Source organism: Bradyrhizobium sp. BLXBL-03, from assembly GCF_051853015.1.
Lineage (GTDB): Bacteria > Pseudomonadota > Alphaproteobacteria > Rhizobiales > Xanthobacteraceae > Bradyrhizobium > Bradyrhizobium manausense.
This window is the reverse complement of record NZ_CP182470.1, coordinates 1,556,430-1,578,189: the sequence shown is the minus strand read 5'-3', so window position 1 is coordinate 1,578,189 and position 21,760 is coordinate 1,556,430. Positions and strand designations below refer to the sequence as shown.

The window sequence follows — 21,760 nt, the reverse complement described above, 5'->3', positions numbered from 1 at the left end:
GACTAAAATTTCGCCTGTCACATCATGCCCGCTGTGCTTAGTTTTGCCGCGTTTCGTCCTCCCCTCCTTTCGGAGTTTCCCATGTCCCTCCTCATCCGCGGCGGCACCGTCGTCAATCATGATCATTCGCGCCGGGCGGACGTGCTGATCGAGGGCGACAGCATCGTCGCGATCGGTGCATCGATCGCAGCGCCCACGGGCGCGGAGATCCTCGACGCCGGCGGCGCCTATATCATTCCGGGCGGCATCGATCCGCACACCCATTTGGAAATGCCGTTCATGGGCACCGTCACCGCCGACGATTTCGAATCCGGCACGAAAGCGGCGCTGACCGGCGGTACCACCATGGTGGTGGATTTCTGCCTGCCTGATCCCGGCCAGTCGATGCTCGCCGCCTATCAGGAATGGCGTCACAAATCCGAGAAGGCGGCGAGCGATTACGGCTTCCACATGGCGGTGACGTCGTGGTCGAAACAGATCTATGACGAGATGGAAACCGTGGTCAAAACCTACGGCATCAACACTTTCAAGCATTTCATGGCCTACAAAGGCGCGCTGATGGTGAACGACGACGAGCTTTACAACTCGTTCGCGCGCTGCGCCCATCTCGGCGCCATGCCGGTGGTGCACGCCGAAAACGGCGATGTGGTCGCGCTGATGCAGGAAGCCTTGATCGCCCGCGGCGTCACGGGTCCGGAAGGGCACGCCTATTCACGGCCGCCCGAGGTCGAGGGCGAAGCCACCAACCGCGCCATCATGATCGCCGACATGACGGGCACGCCGGTCTATATCGTGCACACCAGCTGCCGCGAGGCCCATGAGGCGATCGCCCGCGCGCGGGCTGCCGGCAAGCGCGTCTATGGCGAGCCGCTGATCCAGCATCTCTTGCTCGATGAGCGCGAATATCAGAACAAAAATTGGGATCATTCCGCACAGCGAGTGATGTCGCCGCCGTTCCGCGACAAGTCGCACCAGGACAGTCTGTGGGCGGGCTTGCAGTCCGGCTCGCTGCAAGTGGTCGCAACCGACCATTGCGCCTTCACGACGGAGCAGAAGCGGTTCGGCCTCGGTGACTTCAGAAAGATCCCGAACGGCACCGGCGGCCTCGAGGATCGCCTGGCGCTGCTCTGGACCGCCGGCGTGGCCACGGGCCGTCTGACCAAGGAAGAGTTCGTCGCGGTCACCTCGGCGAACATCGCCCGCATCCTCAACATCTATCCGCGCAAGGGCGCGGTCGCCGTCGGCTCGGATGCGGACATCGTGGTGTGGGATCCGAAGGCGACGAAAACCATCAGCGCGAAGCGGCAGATGAGCCGGATCGACTACAACGTGTTCGAAGGCTTTGCCTGCACCGGCGGTGCGGCCGCAACACTTTCGCGCGGTCGCATCGTTTGGAAGGATGGCGATCTGCGTGCCGAGGCCGGCGATGGCCATTATGTCGAACGGCCGGCGTTCTCGCCGGTGCACGTCGCGAACTCGACCTGGAAGGAGCTGACCGCCCCGCGCGGCGTCGAGCGCGGAGCGGTGACGCCGTAGCGAGCCCGCGTCCCTCGACCAAGGTCCGAGCGCTGGTCGATTTCCTGTCCGAGGAGCTGAGATAGCGGCACGCAGATGCGACGCCGTGAAGCGCAGCTGATGGCATGCGCCTTGCCTCTTTAGGGCGCTGATCCCTTCGCAAAAGAGGCTCCGATGAGCGCATCACCTTTTGACATCAATCGCCGCGATTTGGTGCTTGGCGGCCTGAGCGCCGCCGGTATGGCAGCATTTGCTCCACGTCTCGCATCGGCGCAGGGGCGCAGCGAGACGCTGCTGGTGGTGCAGGAGCTTGGGCCGAACTCGCTGGACATGCAGGGCGTCGGTTCCAACCAGACGGTGAACGGCCTGTCCTGGAATTGCTATGACCGCCTGCTGACCTATGCGTCGAAGACGCTGCCCGACGGCACATTGTCTTACGACCGCGAAAAGCTCGCGCCGGAACTCGCCGAGAGCTGGGAGGTTGCCGCTGACGGCATGTCCTGCACTTTCAAGCTGCGGAATGACGCCAAATTCCACGACGGCACGCCGGTCACGGCCAAAGACGTCAAATGGTCTTTCGACCGTGCGGTGAAGGTCGGCGGTTTCCCGACCTTCCAGATGTCGGCGGGCTCGCTCGAAAGGCCGGAGCAGTTCGTGGTGGTCGACGATCACACCTTCCGCATCGACTATGTCCGCAAGGACAAGATGCTGCTGTTCAACGTCGCCGTCGTCGTGCCTTTCATCATCAATTCCGAGCTGGCGAAGAAGAACGCGACGGCGGAAGACCCGTGGGCGCTGGCGTGGCTGAAGAACAACGAGGCCGGCGGCGGGGCCTACAAGATCGAGAGCTGGAAGCCGGGCAGCGAGACCGTGCTGGCGCGCTTCGACGACTGGAAGAGCGGACCGCTGCCGAAGGTCAAGCGCGTCATCGCGCGCGACGTTCCTTCCGCCGGCACTCGGCGCGCCATGCTGGAACGGGGGGATGCCGATATTTCGAGCGGCTTTGCGCCGCGCGATTTCGAGCAGATCATCAGGGAGGGCAAGGTCAAGGTTTCGGGCGTGCCGATCCCGAATGCGCTTTGGTACGTCGCGCTGAATACGTCGAAGCCGCCGTTCGACAATGCCAAGCTGCGTCAGGCCATCGCCTGGGCGATGCCTTATGAGCAGATCCAGAGCAGTGCCTTCTTCGGCCGCGCCGTTCCCATGTATGGCGGCGCGGCAGACGTCTCGAAGCCGGTCTGGCCTCGACCGTCTCCCTACGTTACCGATCTCGACAAGGCCAAGGCGCTGATGAAGGAGGCCGGTTTCGAGTCCGGCCTGGAGACGTCGCTGTCGTTGGACACGGGCACGGCCACCGTCGGCGAGCCGACCGCGATCCTGATCCAGGAGAGCCTCGCCAAGATCGGCATCAAGACCTCAATCGAAAAGATCCCAGGCGCGAACTGGCGGACGACGCTGAACAAGAAAGAACTGCCGCTCGCGCTCAACCGCTTCAGTGGCTGGCTCGACTATCCCGAATATTACTTCTACTGGAATTTCCACGGCAACAATTCGATCTTCAACATCTCCTCCTACCAGAACAAGGAGATGGACGCGCTGATCGACAAGGCGCGCTTCACCACTGACGCCGCTGAATACGACAGCTGCGTGAAGAATTTCATAGCGCTCTGCATGCGCGACGTTCCCGTCATTCCGCTTAACCAGCCGATCCACGACGTCGCCATGCAGAAAAACGTCGGCGGCTACGAATTCTGGTTTCACCGCGAGCCGGACTATCGTCAGTTCGCGAAGGGTTAGTTCTTTTCGACAACGCGGACGGGGCCTGAAGCCGCCCTCGCCTGCGCGATCGGAAGACCCCGTTCCAGCCGCGCCGCGCTTGCGCGCAGCATGGCCGCATCGAGCTTGCCCTGCCGCGATCCGTCGAGCGCACAGCCGAAGATCCGGTAGAATTGCGCGCCGTCATAGGCGACCAGCAGCAGGTCGACGCCGGCGTTGACGGCCTCGACCACGGCTTTGCAGACGTCGTGCTGATAGATCGCACCCATCACGAGGTCGTCGGTCATGACCAGGCCCTGGTATTTCCAAGTGCTGCGGATAATGCCGTCGACGACGCGTTTCGAATGCGAGGCGGGGCGATCAGGATCGACAGCAGTCAGGGTGATATGGCCGACCATCAGCGCACTGTGCGACTGCGACAGCACTTCGCGGAACGGCAGCCAGTCGGTCGCTTCCAGCTCCCTGACCGGCGTATCGAGGTTGGCGTTGAAATGGTGTGTGTCGGTGCGCACACGTCCGATGCCGGGGAAATGTTTGAGCGTGGCGCCCACGCCGGACTCTTCGAGTCCGCGAACGTAGGCAGTAGCGATCGTGCTGACGACGGCGGGATCTGTAGCAATCGCCCGCTGGCCAATCAGCGTATGAAAGTCGAGGCGGTTGCGCCGCTGCGGCGGCTTCAGATCGAGTACGGGCGCGAGGTTGAGGTTGACGCCAAGGCCGGCGAGCTCGCGGCCATGGATGCGGCCGAACTCTTCCGCCCTGGCCTGCTGGTCTTCTGGAGCAAGCCCGGAGAGCGTCGCCAGGGCCGGCACTTTGGTCAGCGGCGGCGCGAGATGGCCGACGATGCCGCCCTCCTGGTCCGCGGCGACGATCAGGGGCGGCAGGCCGGCGGCACGCCTGACATCCTGGAGCGCCGCGATCTCGGCACGCAGCGCATCGACCGATCGGCCACGGATGTTGTGCCGGGTGACGTAGACGCCGCCGATCAGGCCCTGTTCGGCAAGGCGCGCGACCTCTGGAAAAGAGGAATAGCCGACCACGAAGTGCGGCCCGAGCTGACGTGCCTCGGCCACGTCAGCGCTGAGCACGTCGTGCTTGCGCAGCTCGAAGCTGAAATGCGCCGCCGCCATCAGCATCGGCGGCAGGCACCAGAGCATGACGAGCAACCTGCCGGAGAGGCTGTGCCAGCGCCCGTGGCGAAGGAGCAGGACGGCGATCGCGATACTCGCGATGATGAGCGCGATGTTTCCACCACCACGCAGCGGGACCAGATAGGGATCGTTCTTGTTCGCGGCCGCGACCGCGACGACAGGCGCGGCACACCATAGCAAGATCAGGCCGGCACGACGGAGGAACTGCATGATGCGTTACGTCCGAGGAATGGCGGATGATCCGCACCTACCAAAGCGATTTGCGATGCGCGAGAGGCAAAAGCGCGCCTGCACGAAATCTGCAAAAGACTCCTGAAACGGTGCAGACGTTGATCCCGCCTTCTGCACATCTGCCGGGCAGATTCGCGATACCACCCATCACGAAAGGTGTTCTGGACATGACGAGCCTGGCTTCGACGATCGCGGCGGACATCCAGCCGATCAGGCAATCCGCAATTCCAGCCAAGCTTGGCTGCGCGCTGGCGCTGGCTGCGCTCGCCGACTGGCTGTTCTATGGCCATCGCATCGGGCTGTCGCTGACGCTGTTTGCGATCGCGACGGTCTGCATGTCGATGCTGTTCAATTATGCCGCGCTTGATCGGCGTCGCGCCATGATCGGGGCCGTCATCCTCGTTGCGGGCCTGATACCGGCGATCGAGGAGCTCAACGCGCTGTCCTTCCTGATTCTCGTGGCGGCGCTCGCCATTGCCCTGCTGTTTGCGACCAGCCCGGAACCGAGCGGGCTTGCCGAACGTGCGCGTGCACTGCGCACCTTCTTTCTGCTCGGCCCCTTCAGGGTCTTCCTCGAAGCGCTTCAGGTCTTCAACATGTCCGCATTCACCCGCGGCATCGCACTCTGGCTGCTGCCGGCGACGCTTGGCACCGTCTTTGTCACCCTGTTCGCGGCGGCCAATCCGGTGATCGAGCAGTGGGTGTCCCTGCTCAACCCGAAAATCATCCTCGATCATGTCAGCCCCCCGCGCGTGCTGTTCTGGACCATGATGCTGGCGTTGGTCTGGCCGTTCATCCATGTGCGCTGGCGGCCCAGGAAACTTGTCATCACAGACGTCGCCGAGGCCCCCGTGCCACCGCCACTGCCGCCCGTCGTCTCGGTCGAATTCCTTGGCCCCTCCACCATCCTGCGCTCGCTGATCCTGTTCAATCTGCTGTTCGCGGCGCAGTCCGTTCTCGATGGCCTCTATCTCTGGGGACATGTGGCGTTGCCCGCCAACATGACTTATGCGGCCTACGCCCATCGCGGCGCCTATCCGCTGATCGCGACCGCGCTGCTCGCCGCCGCCTTCGTGCTGGTCGCAATGCGTCCGGGCGGGCCGGCAGAGAAATCCACCGTGATCCGCCCGCTGGTCTATCTCTGGGTGGCGCAGAACGTGCTGCTGGTCGCCTCGTCCATCCTCCGCCTCGATCTCTACGTGGACATCTACATGCTGACCTATTGGCGCATCGCGGCCTTCATCTGGATGGGACTCGTGGCGCTGGGGCTCATCCTGATCGTCGCACGCATCGCGCTCGACAGGTCGAACCGCTGGCTTGTCGGCGCCAACCTGATCGCGTTAACGATGGTGCTGTATGGTGCTTCTCTGGTGAACTTCGATGCATTCATTGCCGACTACAATCTGAAACACAGCAGTGAAATGGGAGGGAACGGCGTGAAGATCGATGCCAACTACCTCCTCACATTGGGCCCGCAGGCGCTGCCTGCGATCGACAAGGTCATCGCGCTGCGCGGCGGCGATTACTGTCTTGCGGGGCGTCGGGATCGACTTGTAGAAGGTCAACGGCAGGATCTGACCTGGCGGGCCTGGGGCTTTCGGAGCTGGCGGCTGCAACGCAGGCTCGACGCGCAAGCCAAGAGCCCGCCGAGCAATCATCCGGCAGGGTGAGCGGAGAGAGACTTGGCGCATCGCATTCTCATCGTCGACGACGAGGGCCACATCCGCGAGGTCATCCGCGTTGCGCTGAAGAAAGCCGGCATGGACGTGGTCGAGGCCCGCGACGGCAAGGAGGCGCTTCTCCGCTATGCCACCGACAAGCCCGATCTGATCGTGCTCGACATCGGCATGCCCGAGTTCGACGGGCTCGACGTCTGCCGCGAGATCCGCAAAGTCTCCGACGTGCCCATCCTGTTCCTGTCGGCGCGCGACGAGGAGATCGACCGCATCCTCGGCCTCGAGATCGGCGGCGACGACTACGTCACAAAGCCCTTCAGCCCGCGCGAGCTGGTAGCGCGGGTCAATGTCATCCTGCGCCGGCTCGGCCCGCGCAATGGCGAAGCCAAGGCTGGGCGCACCGCGCTGTCGCAGGGCGGCTTGCTGATCGATCCCGAGCAGCATGTGGCGACCTTCGCTGGTACGCCGCTGAAGCTGACTGCAATCGAGTTCGGCATCTTGCGAGCATTCCTGACCCGGCCGACGTCGGTGTTCAACCGCGAGCAGCTGATGCGGGCGGCCTACCAGCTCAACATCCAGGTCTCCGACCGCACCATCGACAGTCACATCCGCAACATCCGCGCCAAACTCGCGGCGCTGGCTTGCGACAACGTGATCGAGACCATTCACGGCGTCGGCTTCAAGCTCGGCCGCTGCGAGAAAGAGGCATGAGCGCTCCGCCTGACAAATGGCGGCCGTCGCTCGGACTCGTGATCTTCGCGGTGCTCGCGACCGTCGCCGTGCTGCCGCTGGTCGGCCTGTTCTTCTTCCGCCTCTACGACAACCAGCTGATCCGCCAGACCCAGGCCGAGCTGATCGCGCAGAGCCGCGTGCTGGCGACGATCTATGCGCAGGAGGTCACGGCACGGCTCGACAGCGGCTTGATGCTCGGCGCCGAGGTGGCGCCGAACGTGCTGCCAGATCCCGGCGATCAGTTCACGCCGATCCGGCCAGCGCTCGATCTCACCGCCAATGATCTGTTGCGACGGCGGCCGGACGCGATGCCCGCATCCCGGCCGGCGCAGCAGGCTTACGTCGAGATCGGCGCCAAGCTGACGCCGATCATCCGCGAGACCCAGAAGGTGACGCTGGCGGGGTTTCGCATCCTGGATCCGCAAGGCGTGGTGATCGCGGGGCGGCAGGAGGTCGGACAGTCGCTTGCGCATATCGAGGAGGTCGCGGACGCGCTGCACGGGCAGTACCGCGCGACGTTGCGCAACCGCGTGCCCGACAAGCCGCCGCCACCGATCTATTCCTTCAGCCGCGGGCTTGGCGTGCATGTATTCTCGGCCATGCCCGTCATCGTCAACAACCGGGTCGCCGGGGTGATCTACACCACGCGGACGCCGAGCAATATCTTCGACCATCTCTACCAGGAGCGCGCAAAGTTCGTGCTGGCGGGGCTGGCCGTGATTCTCGGCACGATCGCGATCGGCCTGGTATTCTCGCGCACCATCACGCTGCCGATGCGCGAGTTGATCGACCGCGCCGCCAGAATCGGCCGCGGCGACCGCGAGGCGTTCCAGCCGCTCCGGCACTACGGCACGCGCGAGTTCGCGCAGCTCTCGCACAGCTTTCTCGGCATGGCCGAGCAGCTCGCAAGGCGCTCCGACTATATCGCGACATTCTCGGCCCATCTCACCCATGAGCTGAAATCGCCGCTGACCTCGATCAAGGGCGCGGCCGAGCTGTTGCAGGATTCGTTTCAGGGCAAGCCCGATGGCCTGACGCCGTCAGAGCAGCGGACCTTCATCGCCAACATCCTCTCCGACACAAAGCGGCTCGAGGCGATGGCGCAGCGGCTACGGGAGCTGGCGCGCGCCGAGAGCCTGCCGCAGAACGAGCGCACCGAGCTTGCGCCCGTCATCGCCGACCTCAGGAGCCGGTTTCCGGAAAGCGTCATCAAGGCCAGCGGCAGCCTCGACCGGACGATCGGCATGTCCGGCGAGAAGGCGCTGATCGTGCTGTCGCACCTCGCCGACAACGCGGTGCGGCACAAGGCAGGGACGATCAGGCTGGAGGTTGTGGACGAGCGGACGACGCTCAAGCTGACAGTCAGTAATGACGGTGAGCCGATCTCGGCGCCAAACCGCGACAGGATCTTTGACGCGTTCTTCACGACCCGCCGCGATCAGGGCGGGACCGGAATGGGCCTTGCGATTGCGCGCGCGGTGATGGCGAGCCATGGCGGCTCGATCAGGCTCAAGCCGGCCAACGACGGCGTCGCCTTCGAGCTTCAATTTCCTGTTGCCTAGATCGCAAACACCCAGGCGGCGACGATGGTGCCGATGGTGACGAGACCTGCGATGGTCCAGCCAGCGGCGTATTCCAGCTCAGGATGACCAGTCGCCCGCATGATCTCTGCCGGATCGGCGGTATGCTTATCTGCCATGACAGCCTCGCACGTGTTTTCCCGTGTCATGGATAAGTCGCACCAGCCGCGATTAGGTTCCATCACGGACGCGCGAGTGGCAAAAAAGTCGAAAACAACCCCATGCACAGTAGAACGAACTCGCGCGCTCCATCCGCCGGCGTGCATCACGCGCCCGCCCACGCGCGACGATTGCGATGAGCCAACTACGTCAGATCGATTGGCTCATTGCCGAGGCGTGCCTTCCGACAGGCTGACGTGATTGTGAGACGCGCACCGCACGATCGGCTTTGCCGCATCGGCATCCCGCTGCTAGGATGCAACGCGTCGTTTTACTATTTTAGGTTTGATCTGTTTCCGTGCCGGCTTTTCGGCCTGATCACCGCGATCCATTTTCGAACACCTGAACACTTTCGAACCGACAGGACCCGCGTCCGCAATCCCAGATTTCCAGCGCGCCACCCCCGTACAAGGAGGAAATACTATGTCCCCTAGTGCAACAGCCCACATGGTCCAGCTTCCCAACTCTGTCCATCAACTGCCGACAGGCTCGAAAGCGATGCGCCGAACCAACGGCCAGCGCTGGATCGAGCTGACGGTCGGCGTGAAGCGATCCGTCGACTTGCCTGATCTGTCCGATCTCGACAAGAAGCTCCCCAAGGATCGCAAGTACATGACGCGCGACCAGCTCGCGAGCAGTTACGGCTCCGATCCCAGGGCCATCAAGACGATCGAGGATTTCGCCAGGGCGCACAAGCTGGTCGTCACCCGCAACGAACCCGCCGCAGCGCGGCTCGGCATCGCCGGGACGGTCGACGACGTCAGCAACGCCTTCGGCGTCACGCTGTTCGACTATTCCCATCCGCATCTCGGCGACTTCCACGCCCGCACCGGTCCGGTGCACGTCCCGGCCGAGGTCGGCGATGCCATCACCGGCGTGTTCGGCCTGAACAACCACCGTGTGCTCCGCCGTTCGCGCCATTCGGCGACCAGCGCCAAGCCGGATTTCGCCAGCTCGGTGCGGCACTGGTTCATTCCGACCGAGCTCGCGGGCATCTACAATTTCCCCAACATCGACGCGAGCAGGCAATGCATCGGCCTGCTCGAGTTCGGCGGCGGCGTGGAGACGCCTGACGTCGCGGCTTATTTCAGCAAGATCGGCGTTCCCGCGCCGGAGGTTGCCGTCATCGCGGTCGACGGCGTCTCGACCGATCCTTCCGGCGATCCGGACTCGACCGGTGAGGTGATGCTGGACGTCGACGTCGCCGGCGCGCTCGGCGGCGGCGCCAAGATCGCCACCTATTTCTCGACCTTCGACGAGAAGGGCCTGGTCGATTGTCTCGCCAAGGTCGTTAGCGATTCCGACAACGATCCCTCGGTCGTCTCGATCAGCTGGGGCTGGGACGAGAACCAGGCCTTCAACAATGCCGGCGTGATCTGGTCACCTGCTGCCATCGATCATTGCAACCACAGCTTGCTCGCGGCGGCCCATCTCGGCATCACGTTCTGCGTCTCCACCGGCGACGACGGCTCGGAAGCGCAGATGCAGGACGGCCGGGCCCATGTGAACTTCCCCGCGAGCAGTCCTTATGTGCTGGCCGTGGGCGGCACGACCTTGCACGCGCGCAAGAACGCGAAGAAGCAGGTGCAGGTCGCCGAGACCGTCTGGAACGACGGCCCCCGCAGCGGCACCGGCGGCGGTGTCAGCGACATCACGCCGGTTCCGAGCTGGCAGCAGGGCATCGTGCCGAAGTCGATCAATCCCGGGCACTTTGCCGGACGCGCGATTCCCGATGTCGCGGCCAATGCCGATCCGGCCACCGGTTATCTGACGATGTCGGGCGGCAAGCTCGGCGTTGTCGGCGGCACCAGTGCCTCCGCGCCGCTCTGGGCCGGCCTGATCGCCCGGATCAACGCCGCGCTCGGCGCGCGGTCCGGCAATTTCAATGCCCTGCTCTATTCCAAGTTCGGCCCCGCTGGCGTGCTGCGCGACATCACCGTCGGCAACAACGACACCGACGGCCTGCTCGGCGGCCAATACCAGGCGGGCCCGGGATGGGACGCCTGCACCGGCTGGGGCGTGCCCGACGGTGGCAAGCTGCTCAATGCCCTGCAGGGCGGCCCGAGCAGCTAGACGAGCGGGATTTGGCGCAGGCAGGCGAGTTGCCTGCCTGCGCCAAACATGGCCGCGTCCGCCCGGCACGGGCGGTTTCGTGTGTCGCGCAGGACCAAGAGTGAGACTCGAAAGTCCGGACCCTCGGTGACCTCCTATCCCCTAGCAGCGGCCCAATTCCCGCAATCTCGCGAAGAGCGCCTTGAACTCGCTGTCGATCCGATAGAACGCCGGCGGTTGCCCCAACGGCGCGGCGACCGATATCTCGTGTCCGCCTTCAAACGACTGGCCGGTCCAGACATGAATCCAGTCGGTCCCTGTCGGAAGGTACAGGCTCCGCTGATCCTGGCCCGCTTGCCAGACGGGTGCGACAAGCAGATCACGGCCATAGAGATAGCAATCCTGAATGGAATAGGTTCGCCGGTCGTCTTCGTGATGGAGAAACAGCGGACGCTGCACCGGAAGGCCACGGCGCGCAGCCTCCAGCGACAACGTCCGCAGATAAGGCGAGAGGTGAACGTAGATTGCAGTCATCGCAGCGAAATGCGCGAGAACCGCCGGATCGCCGTCGAGCTGAAGATTATCACGGGGCCTGTTGCCTTCGTGGCTCCGCATCACAGGCGTGAAGGCCGCCATCTCGCTCCAACGCATCAGCAGCTCGGGCGTGCGCACATTGCCGAAAAGGCTTGTATAGCCGCCGATGTCGGAGTGGTGATACGCATTGCCGAGCAATCCTGAGGACAGGGCGGCGCAGATCACCGTGACCAGCCCGTCATGCCTGGAAAAATCGACCGATTGATCCCCGGCCCAGAGCCACGGGCAGAACTTCTGCGCGCCCGTGAAGCCGGACCGCATGAAGAACACGGCCTCGCCGGTGCGGCCGCGGCTCGCCACCGCCTTCGCGTTCACTTCGGCCCACAGCATCGGCCAGAGGTTGTGCGCCAGCCTTGCATCGATACCGCTGGCGAGACGCACGTCGACCGGCAGATACTCGCCGAAATCTGCCATCCAGCCGGACAGGCCATAGTCGAGCATCTGCTTGCCAATGATTTTCTCGGAGAACCATGCCGCGGCGTCCCGGTTGGTGAAGTCGACGGTGCCGCAGTGGAATTCACCGAAATCGATCAGGGCCGTTTGTCCGAAGGCATCCTTGACGAAATAGCCGGCATTCTCGGCCTCCGCGAACAGGACGCCGTCGTTGCAGAGATAGGGATTCACATAACCGAGAAAGCGGATGCCCTGATCGTTCAATTCGGCGATGCGCTGTCGCAGGCCAGGATAACGCGCCTCGTTGGCCTTCCAGTCCCAGAACAGCCGCGCGCCAAAGGTGGTCTGCCTGATCCCGACCCAGTCCTCGCACCAGAGACCGGACACGTTGACGCCCGCCGCGCGCATGGCCGCGAGGCGAGCGAACGAGTTCGCGCCGTCCTTCAGGCCGATGATCGCGCCATTGTAGATCCACTCCGGAAGCGGTGGTTGGCGACCGAACCGCGCGGACAGCATCTCCACCAGAGCGACAAACGACGGCGCGGCAAACAACTCGATGGCCTCGGGAATGGACCAGGTCTCGATCTCGTGAAACTCGCCCTCCCGAAAATCGAACACGCTATAGGCTGGCGTCTCGACGTGAAGCGCATAGCGCGCGGAGGAGATGTAGGTCGGCTGCGGAAAGTTGGTGTGGTAGTAGTCGCCGCCGGCGTGCCCAGCGACATCTGCCTTGAAGGTGATCTCGGTGGTCTTGTCGCGCCCAACGCCCGGCTCGGAACTCCATAACGGAAACCGTCGTCCACGCAGATCAAAATAGGAGAATTGCTCGCCGCCACCCCAGACATGCTCGTCGCGGTCGGCCACAACGCGCAGCCAGAACCTGTTCACGGCGGGATCGAGCGAGCGCAGCTTCAGCGCATTGCCCTCGAGCGTCGCCGCGAGGCGAGGAGGCTGCCCGGCGGCAGAGGACAACATGATCGTGACGCCATCGATCTCGGCATGCGCGAGCGGGCAGCGTTCGACCAGGCGATCCTCGATTTCGAAGCGGCCGCGATGCATTTCGATGCTGTCATTGCCGCGGCCGATGAAGAAACATGGCGCCGCCGCGCTGTGCGCGAGTATCCGGCGACCCGAAACGGACAGCACAAAGCCGGTCGAGGTCGTGTCAAGTTTCAAGTCCATTCCTTCCCGCCCTTCCGTCAGCCCTTGACGCCGCCTGCGGTCAACCCCGAGACGACGCGCTCCTGGAAAATCACGATCAGGATCGCGATGGGCACGATGCCGACGACGAGCGCGGCCGAGATCACCGGCCAGGGAAACGCAAACTCGCCCTGATAGAGCTGGATGCCGACCGGCAGGGTCCGCAGTCCCGGATTGGAGTTGAACGACAGGGCCAGCAGGAATTCGTCCCAGGAATTGACGAAGGCAAGGATGCCGGCGGTGAAGACACCGGGCGCCGACAGCGGCACCACCACCCTGAACAGGGCGCCGAACCGCGTGCAGCCGTCGATCATGGCCGCATTCTCCAGATCGCGCGGAATACCTTCGAAGAAGGAGGTCAGCACCAGGGTGCAGACGGGCAGGCTCAGCACGGTGTAAGGCAGGATCAATGCCGTCCACGAATTGAGGAGATTGAGAGCGCGCATGGTCTCGAACAGCGGGACCAGCAGCGTCACCAGCGGAAAGGTGGAGATGGCGATGATGACGGACATGATCAGCCCCCTGAACCGCAAGTTCAGCCGCGCGAGCGCGTAGGCTGCGAGCACGGAGACCAGCAGCGTCAGCGCGGTCGAGAGCAGCGCGACCATGAAGCTGTTGAACAGGAAGGTGAGCAGCGGCTGGTCGGAGAACGCCTGGATGTAATTCCGCAGCGTTGCGGCGTGCGGCAGCCAGGTGATCGGCTTCTGCGTGAGCTCCGCCTCGGTCTTGAACGAGGTCAGCAGGATCCAAAGCGCGGGGAATAGGCCGTTGACGATGAGAATGAGCGCGGCGATGGCCCGCAGCGGCTTGCCTGACAGAGCCGAGTCGAAGGTAGAGGCGGCAGCCGTGCTCATGATGCAGCCCCGCTGCCGCGGATCATGCGCAGGTATAGCGCGGTGACCAGCATCGACAGGCCGAACATCACGACGGCGAGCGCCGACCCGTAGCCGAGGTCGAGGAATGACACCGTGTTTTGATGAATGTACATGGCCAGCGTCGCGGTTTCGGTGCCCGGCCCGCCGCCCGTCATCATGTAGGGAATGTCGAAGGTTTGCAGCGCGGTAATGGTGCGGAAGATCAGCGCGACCACGATCGTGGGCTTGAGCAGCGGCAGCGTGATCTCGAAGAACTGGCGCATACGCCCGGCGCCGTCGACATCGGCGGCCTCGTAAAGCGAGCGCGGGATGGTCTGCAGCCCTGCGAGAATGATCATCGCCATGAAGGACGAGGCTTTCCAGATGATGGCAAGGCAGATGGCGACGAAGGCGAGCCGCGGCGAATTGAACCAGATCACGCGGGGCAGGCCAATCCGGCCCAGCACATCGTTGACGACGCCGTACTCGGAATGGAAGAACCAGCCGAAGATCAGGCCGGCGAAGGAGAGCGGCAGAGCCCACGGGATCAGCAGCGAGAGCCGCACCGGCCATTTCACCTGGAACGGCAGATTGGCGAGCAGTGCGAGTGCGAACCCGACGACGAGCGAGCCGGGCACGGTGATCAGCGTGATCAGCACCGTGTTCCAGGTCGCCTGCCAGAACACCGGATCATCGGGCATCTGCCTGAAGTTCGCGAGCCCGGCGAAGCGCGCCGGCAGGCCCGAGGTCAGCGACAGGTCGAGAAAGCTGGTGTAGATCAGCCGGCTCACCGGATAGACGATCATCACGCCGAGCAGGATCGCCGCGGGCGCCAGCAGCATCACGGCAAGCGTGGTGTCATCAGGGTCGGACCAGCGCGACAGCCACGGACGCCGCGCAACCGGGCGATCGGCCTGGCTCTTGAACATCGATGTCGTCGTCATCAGGTCCGATCCGGATTGCTGTACGCGCTTTAGCGGATGATCCGCTTCAGGCGCGCTTCGATCTGGGCGGCGCCGTCCGCCGGCGTGGTCGCGCCGGCAAGCACCGCGTTGACCGTGGTCCTGATCGCTTCACTGACCTCGTTGTAGCGCGGCGTCACCGGCCGCGGCTTTGCCGTCTCGACGATGCCTTGCGCGTCCGCGAACCACGGCACTGCCCTGGTCACGTCTGCGTCCTTGTAAAGCCTGCCGTAGGTCGGCAGCAGGGAGCCGTTGATCGCCACGAATTTGGAAACCTCCGGGCTCGACAGATATTCGACCAGCTTCTTCGCCTCCTCCTGATGCTTGGAAAAGGCGGAAACGCCCCACTCCCAGCCGCCGAGGCAGGTCGCCTGTTCGCCGCCCTTGATGGCCGGAAGCCGTGCGACGCCAACCTTGCCCGCGACCGCGGACTCGCCGCCCTGCGACATTGCCCATGCATAGGCCCAGTTCACCGCGAACAGGACGTTGCCGGCCTGGAATTCCTTGCGCGTGTCGTCGGTCGCGACCTCGGCAATGTTCTTCTTGGCAACGCCGCTGTCGGCAAAACCCTTCCAGAGCGCGAGCGATTTGGTCGCCGCCTCGCGATCGAAATCGAGCTTGCCGTCCTTGGTCACCACCTTGCCCTGGCTCCAGTACGGCACCAGGAAGGTGCAGACAGCACCTTCGATCGCCTTGCCCTGGAACGACAGACCCTGCAGGTTCGGATTGTTCTCGCCGTCGGCGACCTTCTTGGCGGCGTCCGCGAGCTCGTCCCAGGTTTTTGGCGGCTGAAGCCCGTATTTGTCCAAGAGGTCCTTGCGGTAATACAGGAACATGGAATCGGCGAAGGCGGGGAGCGCCACCACCTTGCCATCGATCGTGTTCGCCTCGGCATAGGCGCGCAGATAGGAAGACATGTCGCTTGCGATCGGGCTGGTCCAGCCCGCCGCTGCAAACTGCGCCGGGCGGATCACGTCGAGCATCAACACATCGAGCGAGGAATCCTTCGCTGTGAGCACCGTGTTGAGATATTGCGCCTGCATGTCCGAGGTCGTGCCGCCCAGCTCGATGCTGACCTTGATGCCGGGATTGCGCGCTTCGTATTGATCGAGCAACGTGCGCCAGATGGCGGGCTGTCCTTGGCTGGTGACGAAGACCTTCAGATTGGTCTCGGCGGATGCGCCTGACGCGAATGCGGCCGTTGCACAGGCGAGAAGCAATCCCGCCAGCTTTGAAATGCGTCCTGAACTCATGCCGTCCTCCCGGAAAATATCGCCGCTTGTTGCGGCTTGACTGGCTTCTGTTGGTCTCGCTGCGCGCTTTTACTGCAAGGCGCGCTCCGTCTCCGGATCGAACAGGTGAATCTTCGCCGGGTCCAGCCCCAGCTTGATCGCTTCGCCGGCCTTCGGGCGCAACTCGGGCGGCAGCCGCGCCGTCAATGTCGCGCCACCCACTGAAAAATGCACCAGCGTATCGGAGCCGAGCGGCTCGACGACCTGAACCTGGCTGTTCAAGCCGACATCGGACCCGCGGGGTGTGAAATGCTCGGGCCGGATGCCGACGATGAATTCACGCCCGTCGGCCGCCGAGAGTTTTGTGCCGAGAAGGCTCGCAAGCGGCAGGCGGTTGCCGTCGGCGAAATCGAGATAGCCCTGGGCGGCCCTCGCCTTGGCAAAATTCATCGAGGGAGCGCCGACGAATCCACCAACGAAAACGCTGGCCGGGTGATTGTACACTTGCTCCGGCGTGCCGATCTGCTCGATATCCCCACCGCGCAGGATGACGATGCGATCGGCCAGGGTCATCGCCTCGACCTGGTCATGGGTGACATAGACGATGGTGGTGCCGATCGTCTGGTGCAGACGCTTGATCTCCGTGCGCACCTGGCCGCGCAGTTTTGCGTCGAGATTGGAGAGCGGCTCGTCGAACAGGAAGACCTGCGGCCGCCGGACAATGGCGCGGCCCATCGCAACGCGCTGACGCTGACCGCCGGAGAGCTGTCCCGGCCGCCGGTCGAGCAGGTGGGTGATGCCGAGCATCTCCGCCGCGTCCTTGATCTTGGCGTCCGCGTCGGCTGCGTTCGCGCCCCGCACCTTCAGGCTGAAGCCCATGTTCTCGCGCACCGTCTTGTGCGGGTAGAGCGCGTAGTCCTGGAAAACCATGGCGATGTCGCGCTGGCGCGGCGGCAGATCGCTGACGATGCGATCGCCGATCCGGATCTCGCCGCCACTGATGCGTTCGAGGCCGGCGATCATGCGCAACGTGGTCGACTTGCCGCAGCCGGACGGGCCGACGAGCACGACGAACTCGCCGTCCAGGATCTCGAGGTCGATCGCCTTGACGACGCGAAACGCGCCGTAGCTCTTCTCAAGCTTGCGCAGGCTGACCGAAGCCATGAGCCCTTATCTCCCGTCCCGACGGTTCTTGCAGCCGCGGTGATCAATAATAGCGCTGCGATATATCAAAATCAATGACAGAGCCGCGGCGGCTGATCCCGTGAATTGAGAGACCCCATCGCCCTCTCATCCCTTTGATTAAATAATGATATCGCTTAGTGCGCGGAACGCGGTTGTATCTCTCCGAGGCATTGGTTACATAATAGCGCTATTATCTCGAGCCGCTATGACCATGGTCGCATCAAAGCCCATACGCACCCGGCGCAAGATGCAACGAGTCACGATCATGGATGTGGCGGCGCGCGCCGAGCTGTCGCCCTCCACCGTGTCGCTTTATTTCAGAAAGCCGGATGCGGTCTCGGCGGCGGCGAGCGAAGCGATCGCACGCGCCATCGACGCGCTCGATTACGTGCCGAACCTGATGGCCGGTGGCTTGGCGGCCGCCTCATCGCGCGTCGTGAGCATCATCGTGCCATCCGTCCGCAATGCGTTCTTCGCCGAGACCGTCGCGGCCTTGCAGGACGAGCTCGGCAAGCAGCGCTTGCAGGTGATGCTCAGCCACACCGAGTACAAGGAGCACGACGAGGAGAATCTGGTCCGCACGGCGCTGTCATGGGCCCCCGCTGCTGTCGTCTTGACCGGCCTCTCGCACAGCGCAGCAACGCGCAGGCTGCTCCACGACAGCAAGGTGCCTGTTGTCGAGATCTGGGAGCTTGGTTCCCCGACCATGGACATGGCGGTCGGCTTCCACCACGACCAGGTCGGTCATGCCGCTGCGTCGCATCTTCTTCAGCGCGGGCGCAAGCGATTGCTGTTTGTCGGCGCCCGCCTGCATGAGGATCGCCGCGCGGCCCGGCGCGCCCAAGGCTTCGTCGAGGCGGCACGCAACACGCCAGGCGCCAGCGCGGAGATCATTCAGAACCCTGCACCGGCAAGCGCCGAAATCGGCGCCATGCTGCTGGGCGAGGCCAGGCTCCGCTTTCCGAGCGTCGACGGGATCGCCTGCTCCAACGATCATATCGCGCTCGGCGTGATCTTCGAATGCCAGAGGCTTGGCATCGCCATCCCGGAGCGCCTGTCGGTGGTCGGCTTCGGCGATCTGAGCTTCAGCGCGGCCGCAAATCCGTCGTTGACGACGATCCGCCCGCCTGGCGACCTGATCGGGAAGGAAGCCGCCCGGCTGATCATCGCGCGGATCCTGCATCCCGACGCCGAGCCGCAACAGGCCGTCATCGATACACGCTTCACCCTGCTTCATCGGCAAAGTAGCTGATGACCGGGACCATTGCCCTCCCCCGGATGGGAAATCTGTCATAGGCTGCGCGCCTCCGGCAGCAAAGCCGCGACGGAAGAGGAGATCGCCAATGAAGATCACGATGCCGGTCTATGCCGTCCTTGTCCTTGGCGCCGCCCAAATCGCCGTCGCCAACGCCGCCGTCGCCAAGGACGCCGGCGCTTCGCCCTCCAAGATCTCCGGCTCCACGGCGCTGGCCCTCGCCGGCGTGATCGCGCCGCTGTCGCCGACGCTGTCAGGCGCCGAGAAGAAGGCAGTGGCGATGCTGTTCGCCGCCAATGCCGACATTCCCTACAAGAAGCCCGTTGTCGTGACCGCGGACAAGATCGTCTGCCGCACCGGCAATGTCGACATCACGTTGCGCAATTGCGAGGTGACCTTCGGCAAGAAGGCCAGGACCGTGAACGGTCCCACCGCCAACGAGATCTTCGCGACCGAGGCGCTGGCCGGCATTCCGCCCGATGGCGCGGCGGGATCGAATTTCGAGAGCTTGAGCAAGCTGAGCTGCACCATCGATCCCAACGCCATCAGGCAGAAGGACGGCAGCGGGGCGGATTGCACGTTCCAGCCGGGGAATTGAACCCGGGGGCGAAGGTGCCGTGAAATCGCCGCAAGAAAGACCAACAAGATAAGGCGAATTGAAAAGACAGGCTAAAGCGACCCACCAATATGGGGCGTGGAAGGCCGGCCCCCTGATGATGAAGAATTGTCTCGCATTTTTGCTCCTCCTGACCATGACCGCGGCCACCGCACATGGTCCGCTCCCGGCGCGACCGGCCGCACCATCGGATCTGGTTCGGACCGGCCTCACCGATAGCGACACCACCGCCGGCGGCGTCGCGCGGCTGTGCGAGCAGGTCACCTTCTCGCGCGGCCTGCGCTATGGCGGCAGCGAGGCCAACGTGCTCGACGTCGCGACCAGCGAGACCACCAAGGCGGACACGCCCCGCCCCGTGCTGCTGATCGTCGCCGGTGACACCTTCACCGGCGATCGCGGCGCGCCGGAGCTGTCCCGCGACATGCAGGACGCCGCGATGTGCTTTGCGGCGCGCAACGGCATGATCGGGGTGCGCGTCAACTACCGCCTCGCGCCCGCCGCCACCTGGCCGATGGGCGCGAGCGACGTGGCGGCGGCGCTGTCCTGGGTCCACGGCAATATCGACCTGTTCAACGGCGATGCCCGCGAGATCGTCGCGGTCGGCTACGGCGCCGGCGCCTTCCATGTCGCGAGCCTGCTGGCGCATCCCGAGCTCCAGGCCGACCGCGCCGATGTCGCTGCCGTGGTGCTGGTCTCGGGCCTCTATCGCGCCGGCAAGGATGCCAGTGACAGCGAGAAGGCCTATTTCGGCAATGACGCCGCTCAATATGACAAGCGCTCGGTCTATCCCGGCGTCCTCAATGTCGACGAGCCGATCCTGCTGGCCTGGGCCGCCAACGATCCCGCCGATATCGTGGCGCAGGGCGAGACCCTGAAGAAGACGCTCTGCGGCGCCGGCCATTGCCCACGTGCGACCCTGCTGCGTAGCCACGATGGCATCGCGGCGGCGTTCGGGCTAGATGGTTCCGGTGACAGTCTCGCCGAGCCGACCCTGCTGCTGGTGCATCAGCTGGAGGCAAGGGGCCTGCCGTAGCCGGACGATCAGTCTATCACCGTCATCCCCGCGCAACGGCGAAGCCGTTGTCGCTGGAGGTGGCTTCTTCAGCGGCCCCTCGAAGGGCGACGGCCCAGTTCTCTCCGCTCGATTGCAGCGGGGCTGTTCATCCTTCGAGGCTCCGCCCGCGATGCCCTGCATCGCGGGCTTCGCACCTCAGGATGACGGATCGCGAACAGCCCGTCAGCACGCCTGCCGCTTTCATCGCGCTCCCAGCCACACGATTGCCAAACGCTTGAGATAGATCAACGCACCCGGATGCAGGGTGAGCCGAGTTCGTCGGGGGCCAACGACAAGGTGTCGAGCATGCGCGTCACCGGCAGACTGCTGTTCGTTTTGATCGCGGCGCTCGCCTCGCTCGGGGCCATGTCGCAAGAGCGTTCGGATCAACCCAATTCCGACCCCGGCTCCGACAAGGAAATCCGCATCGGCAACATCGTGCCCTATTCGGGGCCGCTCTCGGAATTCGGCGCGATCGGCAAGGCGGAAGCGGCCTATTTCGACATGATCAACGATCGCGGCGGCATCAACGGCCGCAAGGTCCGCTTCATCAGCCGCGACGACAATTCCGATCCCGCCACTGCGCTGCAGCTGACGCGCGATCTCGTCGAGAAAGACGACGTGCATCTGATGTTCGGCTCGTTCGGCACGCCGGGCAATCTCGCCACGCGCTGGTACCTGAACGAGAAGAAGATCCCGCAACTGTTCGTCGCCTCCGGCGACGAGGAGCTGAGCCAGGCCAGGGCGTTTCCCTGGACCATGGGCTGGCAGCCGCCGTTCCGCTCGGAGGGGCGCATCTACGCCAACTACATCCAGGCCTATTATCCCCGGAAGAAGATCGTCGTTCTCTGGCAGAACGACCAGTTCGGCCGCATGCTCTACAAGGGCATCCAGGAAGGTCTCGGCGATCTGAACCGACACGTCCTGGTCGACGTCGCCTTCGACATCAATGACGAGCATCTCGAAGGCCACGTCGCGATCCTCAAGCGCGCGGACGCCGACATCTTCGTGTTTCTCGGCGTGCCGTCGACGGCGGCCAAGGTGATCGGGCTCGCGGCGTCGCTGAAATGGCACCCTGTCTTCATCGTCAACGATGCCTCCGCCTCGATCGCCAACGCGATGGCGCCGGCGGGGCTGGAGAATTCCGCCGGCGTGATCTCCGCGGCGTTCCTGAAAGATCCCAGCGATCCCGCCTGGAAGGACGATCCGGCCATGAAGGACTGGTTCGCCTTCATGGACAGGTACCACAAGGACGAAAGCACCAATAACAGTGCCGCGCTCTATGGCTACGCCGCCGCGGAGGCGCTGACCAAGGTGCTGAAGCAATGCGGCGACGACCTCTCGCGCGACAACATCATGCGCCAGGCGGCGTCGCTGCGGGACTACCATCCCTCCGTCGCGCTGCCCAATATCAGGATGAACACGTCGCCGGAGAACTATCTGCCGATCAGGCAGATGCGCCTGGTGCAGTTCGACGGGCGGTCGTGGCAGCCGTTCGGGGCGGTGATCGAGACGGCGTTTACGGAAGGCGCGGCGCGGTGAG

17 protein-coding genes are annotated in these 21,760 nt (G+C 64.1%); 10 read left to right on the top strand and 7 right to left on the bottom strand.

The window, feature by feature from the left end:
* Positions 1–81 precede the first annotated feature (81 nt).
* Positions 82–1,536 (top strand): dihydropyrimidinase, encoded by a 1,455-nt coding sequence (gene hydA / locus ACNJX9_RS07535; RefSeq protein WP_220002399.1) that lies wholly within the window; start codon positions 82–84, stop codon positions 1,534–1,536.
* A 153-nt stretch (positions 1,537–1,689) separates the two neighbouring features.
* The gene (locus tag ACNJX9_RS07530; protein WP_439408320.1) at positions 1,690–3,312 is read left to right on the top strand and encodes an ABC transporter substrate-binding protein; all 1,623 of its coding nucleotides are present in this window, start codon (positions 1,690–1,692) and stop codon (positions 3,310–3,312) included.
* Here the strand turns inward: ACNJX9_RS07530 and ACNJX9_RS07525 are convergent.
* Positions 3,309–4,652: a glycoside hydrolase family 3 N-terminal domain-containing protein gene (locus tag ACNJX9_RS07525; protein WP_439408319.1), complete on the bottom strand. Its 1,344-nt coding sequence runs from the start codon at positions 4,650–4,652 to the stop codon at positions 3,309–3,311. The two genes, ACNJX9_RS07530 and ACNJX9_RS07525, sit on opposite strands and share 4 nt — an antisense overlap.
* Before the next feature lie 188 nt (positions 4,653–4,840).
* Here ACNJX9_RS07525 and ACNJX9_RS07520 point away from each other — a divergent pair, with 188 nt between their 5' ends.
* From ACNJX9_RS07520 to ACNJX9_RS07510, 3 genes are read left to right on the top strand one after another with little or no spacing between them, the layout of a single operon-like run.
* A complete protein-coding gene (locus ACNJX9_RS07520; protein WP_439408318.1) occupies positions 4,841–6,343 on the top strand; it encodes a DUF4153 domain-containing protein in 1,503 nt (500 codons plus the stop codon).
* 12 nt (positions 6,344–6,355) lie between these two features.
* Complete coding sequence (locus ACNJX9_RS07515; protein ID WP_439408317.1) at positions 6,356–7,060, top strand: response regulator; 705 nt, start codon at positions 6,356–6,358, stop codon at positions 7,058–7,060.
* Positions 7,057–8,643 (top strand): ATP-binding protein, encoded by a 1,587-nt coding sequence (locus ACNJX9_RS07510; RefSeq protein WP_439408316.1) that lies wholly within the window; start codon positions 7,057–7,059, stop codon positions 8,641–8,643. Before ACNJX9_RS07515 ends, ACNJX9_RS07510 begins: the two co-directional genes overlap by 4 nt.
* On the opposite strand, the gene ACNJX9_RS07505 is transcribed toward ACNJX9_RS07510, so the two are convergent.
* Entirely contained in the window at positions 8,640–8,780 is a 141-nt protein-coding gene (locus ACNJX9_RS07505; RefSeq protein WP_167353997.1) for a hypothetical protein, read from the bottom strand. The two genes, ACNJX9_RS07510 and ACNJX9_RS07505, sit on opposite strands and share 4 nt — an antisense overlap.
* Before the next feature lie 538 nt (positions 8,781–9,318).
* Between ACNJX9_RS07505 and ACNJX9_RS07500 the strand changes: the two genes are divergently transcribed.
* Positions 9,319–10,893 carry a S53 family peptidase gene (locus ACNJX9_RS07500; RefSeq protein ID WP_439408315.1) on the top strand — a complete coding sequence of 525 codons (1,575 nt, stop codon included), beginning with the start codon at positions 9,319–9,321 and terminating at the stop codon, positions 10,891–10,893.
* Between the two features lie 141 nt (positions 10,894–11,034).
* On the opposite strand, the gene ACNJX9_RS07495 is transcribed toward ACNJX9_RS07500, so the two are convergent.
* The 5 genes from ACNJX9_RS07495 to ACNJX9_RS07475 form a co-directional block, all read right to left on the bottom strand.
* Positions 11,035–13,035, bottom strand: a complete 2,001-nt coding sequence (locus ACNJX9_RS07495) for an alpha-glucosidase (RefSeq protein ID WP_439408314.1) — start codon at positions 13,033–13,035, stop codon at positions 11,035–11,037.
* Between the two features lie 23 nt (positions 13,036–13,058).
* On the bottom strand, positions 13,059–13,913 hold the full coding sequence (locus ACNJX9_RS07490) for a carbohydrate ABC transporter permease (protein ID WP_439408313.1): 855 nt from the start codon (positions 13,911–13,913) through the stop codon (positions 13,059–13,061).
* Positions 13,910–14,857, bottom strand: coding sequence for a carbohydrate ABC transporter permease (locus tag ACNJX9_RS07485; RefSeq protein WP_439408312.1), 948 nt, complete (start codon positions 14,855–14,857; stop codon positions 13,910–13,912). Before ACNJX9_RS07485 ends, ACNJX9_RS07490 begins: the two co-directional genes overlap by 4 nt.
* A gap of 29 nt (positions 14,858–14,886) precedes the next feature.
* Positions 14,887–16,128, bottom strand: a complete 1,242-nt coding sequence (locus tag ACNJX9_RS07480) for an ABC transporter substrate-binding protein (RefSeq protein WP_439408311.1) — start codon at positions 16,126–16,128, stop codon at positions 14,887–14,889.
* A gap of 69 nt (positions 16,129–16,197) precedes the next feature.
* Entirely contained in the window at positions 16,198–17,271 is a 1,074-nt protein-coding gene (locus tag ACNJX9_RS07475; protein WP_057752651.1) for an ABC transporter ATP-binding protein, read from the bottom strand.
* A gap of 286 nt (positions 17,272–17,557) precedes the next feature.
* On the opposite strand from ACNJX9_RS07475, the gene ACNJX9_RS07470 reads away from it, so the two are divergent.
* From ACNJX9_RS07470 to ACNJX9_RS07455, 4 genes are all read left to right on the top strand, one after another.
* Positions 17,558–18,544: a LacI family DNA-binding transcriptional regulator gene (locus ACNJX9_RS07470; protein WP_439408310.1), complete on the top strand. Its 987-nt coding sequence runs from the start codon at positions 17,558–17,560 to the stop codon at positions 18,542–18,544.
* Positions 18,545–18,635: 91 nt separating this feature from the next.
* Positions 18,636–19,145 carry a hypothetical protein gene (locus ACNJX9_RS07465; RefSeq protein WP_245317114.1) on the top strand — a complete coding sequence of 170 codons (510 nt, stop codon included), beginning with the start codon at positions 18,636–18,638 and terminating at the stop codon, positions 19,143–19,145.
* 118 nt (positions 19,146–19,263) lie between these two features.
* Positions 19,264–20,196, top strand: a complete 933-nt coding sequence (locus ACNJX9_RS07460) for an alpha/beta hydrolase (protein ID WP_439410022.1) — start codon at positions 19,264–19,266, stop codon at positions 20,194–20,196.
* Positions 20,197–20,523: 327 nt separating this feature from the next.
* Positions 20,524–21,759, top strand: coding sequence for an ABC transporter substrate-binding protein (locus tag ACNJX9_RS07455; protein WP_439408309.1), 1,236 nt, complete (start codon positions 20,524–20,526; stop codon positions 21,757–21,759).
* The last annotated feature ends 1 nt before the right edge of the window (position 21,760 follow it).

Excerpts from the sequence above, each read along its gene's own strand:
- ACNJX9_RS07475 (WP_057752651.1), bottom strand. The coding sequence starts at position 17,271 with ATGGCTTCGGTCAGCCTGCGCAAGCTTGAGAAGAGCTACGGCGCGTTT.
- ACNJX9_RS07520 (WP_439408318.1), top strand. The coding sequence starts at position 4,841 with ATGACGAGCCTGGCTTCGACGATCGCGGCGGACATCCAGCCGATCAGG.
- ACNJX9_RS07500 (WP_439408315.1), top strand. The coding sequence starts at position 9,319 with ATGCGCCGAACCAACGGCCAGCGCTGGATCGAGCTGACGGTCGGCGTG.
- ACNJX9_RS07485 (WP_439408312.1), bottom strand. The coding sequence starts at position 14,857 with ATGACGACGACATCGATGTTCAAGAGCCAGGCCGATCGCCCGGTTGCG.
- ACNJX9_RS07480 (WP_439408311.1), bottom strand. The coding sequence starts at position 16,128 with ATGAGTTCAGGACGCATTTCAAAGCTGGCGGGATTGCTTCTCGCCTGT.
- ACNJX9_RS07455 (WP_439408309.1), top strand. The coding sequence starts at position 20,524 with ATGCGCGTCACCGGCAGACTGCTGTTCGTTTTGATCGCGGCGCTCGCC.
- ACNJX9_RS07530 (WP_439408320.1), top strand. The coding sequence starts at position 1,690 with ATGAGCGCATCACCTTTTGACATCAATCGCCGCGATTTGGTGCTTGGC.
- hydA (WP_220002399.1), top strand. The coding sequence starts at position 82 with ATGTCCCTCCTCATCCGCGGCGGCACCGTCGTCAATCATGATCATTCG.
- ACNJX9_RS07510 (WP_439408316.1), top strand. The coding sequence starts at position 7,057 with ATGAGCGCTCCGCCTGACAAATGGCGGCCGTCGCTCGGACTCGTGATC.
- ACNJX9_RS07490 (WP_439408313.1), bottom strand. The coding sequence starts at position 13,913 with ATGAGCACGGCTGCCGCCTCTACCTTCGACTCGGCTCTGTCAGGCAAG.
- ACNJX9_RS07460 (WP_439410022.1), top strand. The coding sequence starts at position 19,264 with ATGAAGAATTGTCTCGCATTTTTGCTCCTCCTGACCATGACCGCGGCC.
- ACNJX9_RS07505 (WP_167353997.1), bottom strand. The coding sequence starts at position 8,780 with ATGGCAGATAAGCATACCGCCGATCCGGCAGAGATCATGCGGGCGACT.
- ACNJX9_RS07470 (WP_439408310.1), top strand. The coding sequence starts at position 17,558 with ATGGATGTGGCGGCGCGCGCCGAGCTGTCGCCCTCCACCGTGTCGCTT.
- ACNJX9_RS07525 (WP_439408319.1), bottom strand. The coding sequence starts at position 4,652 with ATGCAGTTCCTCCGTCGTGCCGGCCTGATCTTGCTATGGTGTGCCGCG.
- ACNJX9_RS07465 (WP_245317114.1), top strand. The coding sequence starts at position 18,636 with ATGAAGATCACGATGCCGGTCTATGCCGTCCTTGTCCTTGGCGCCGCC.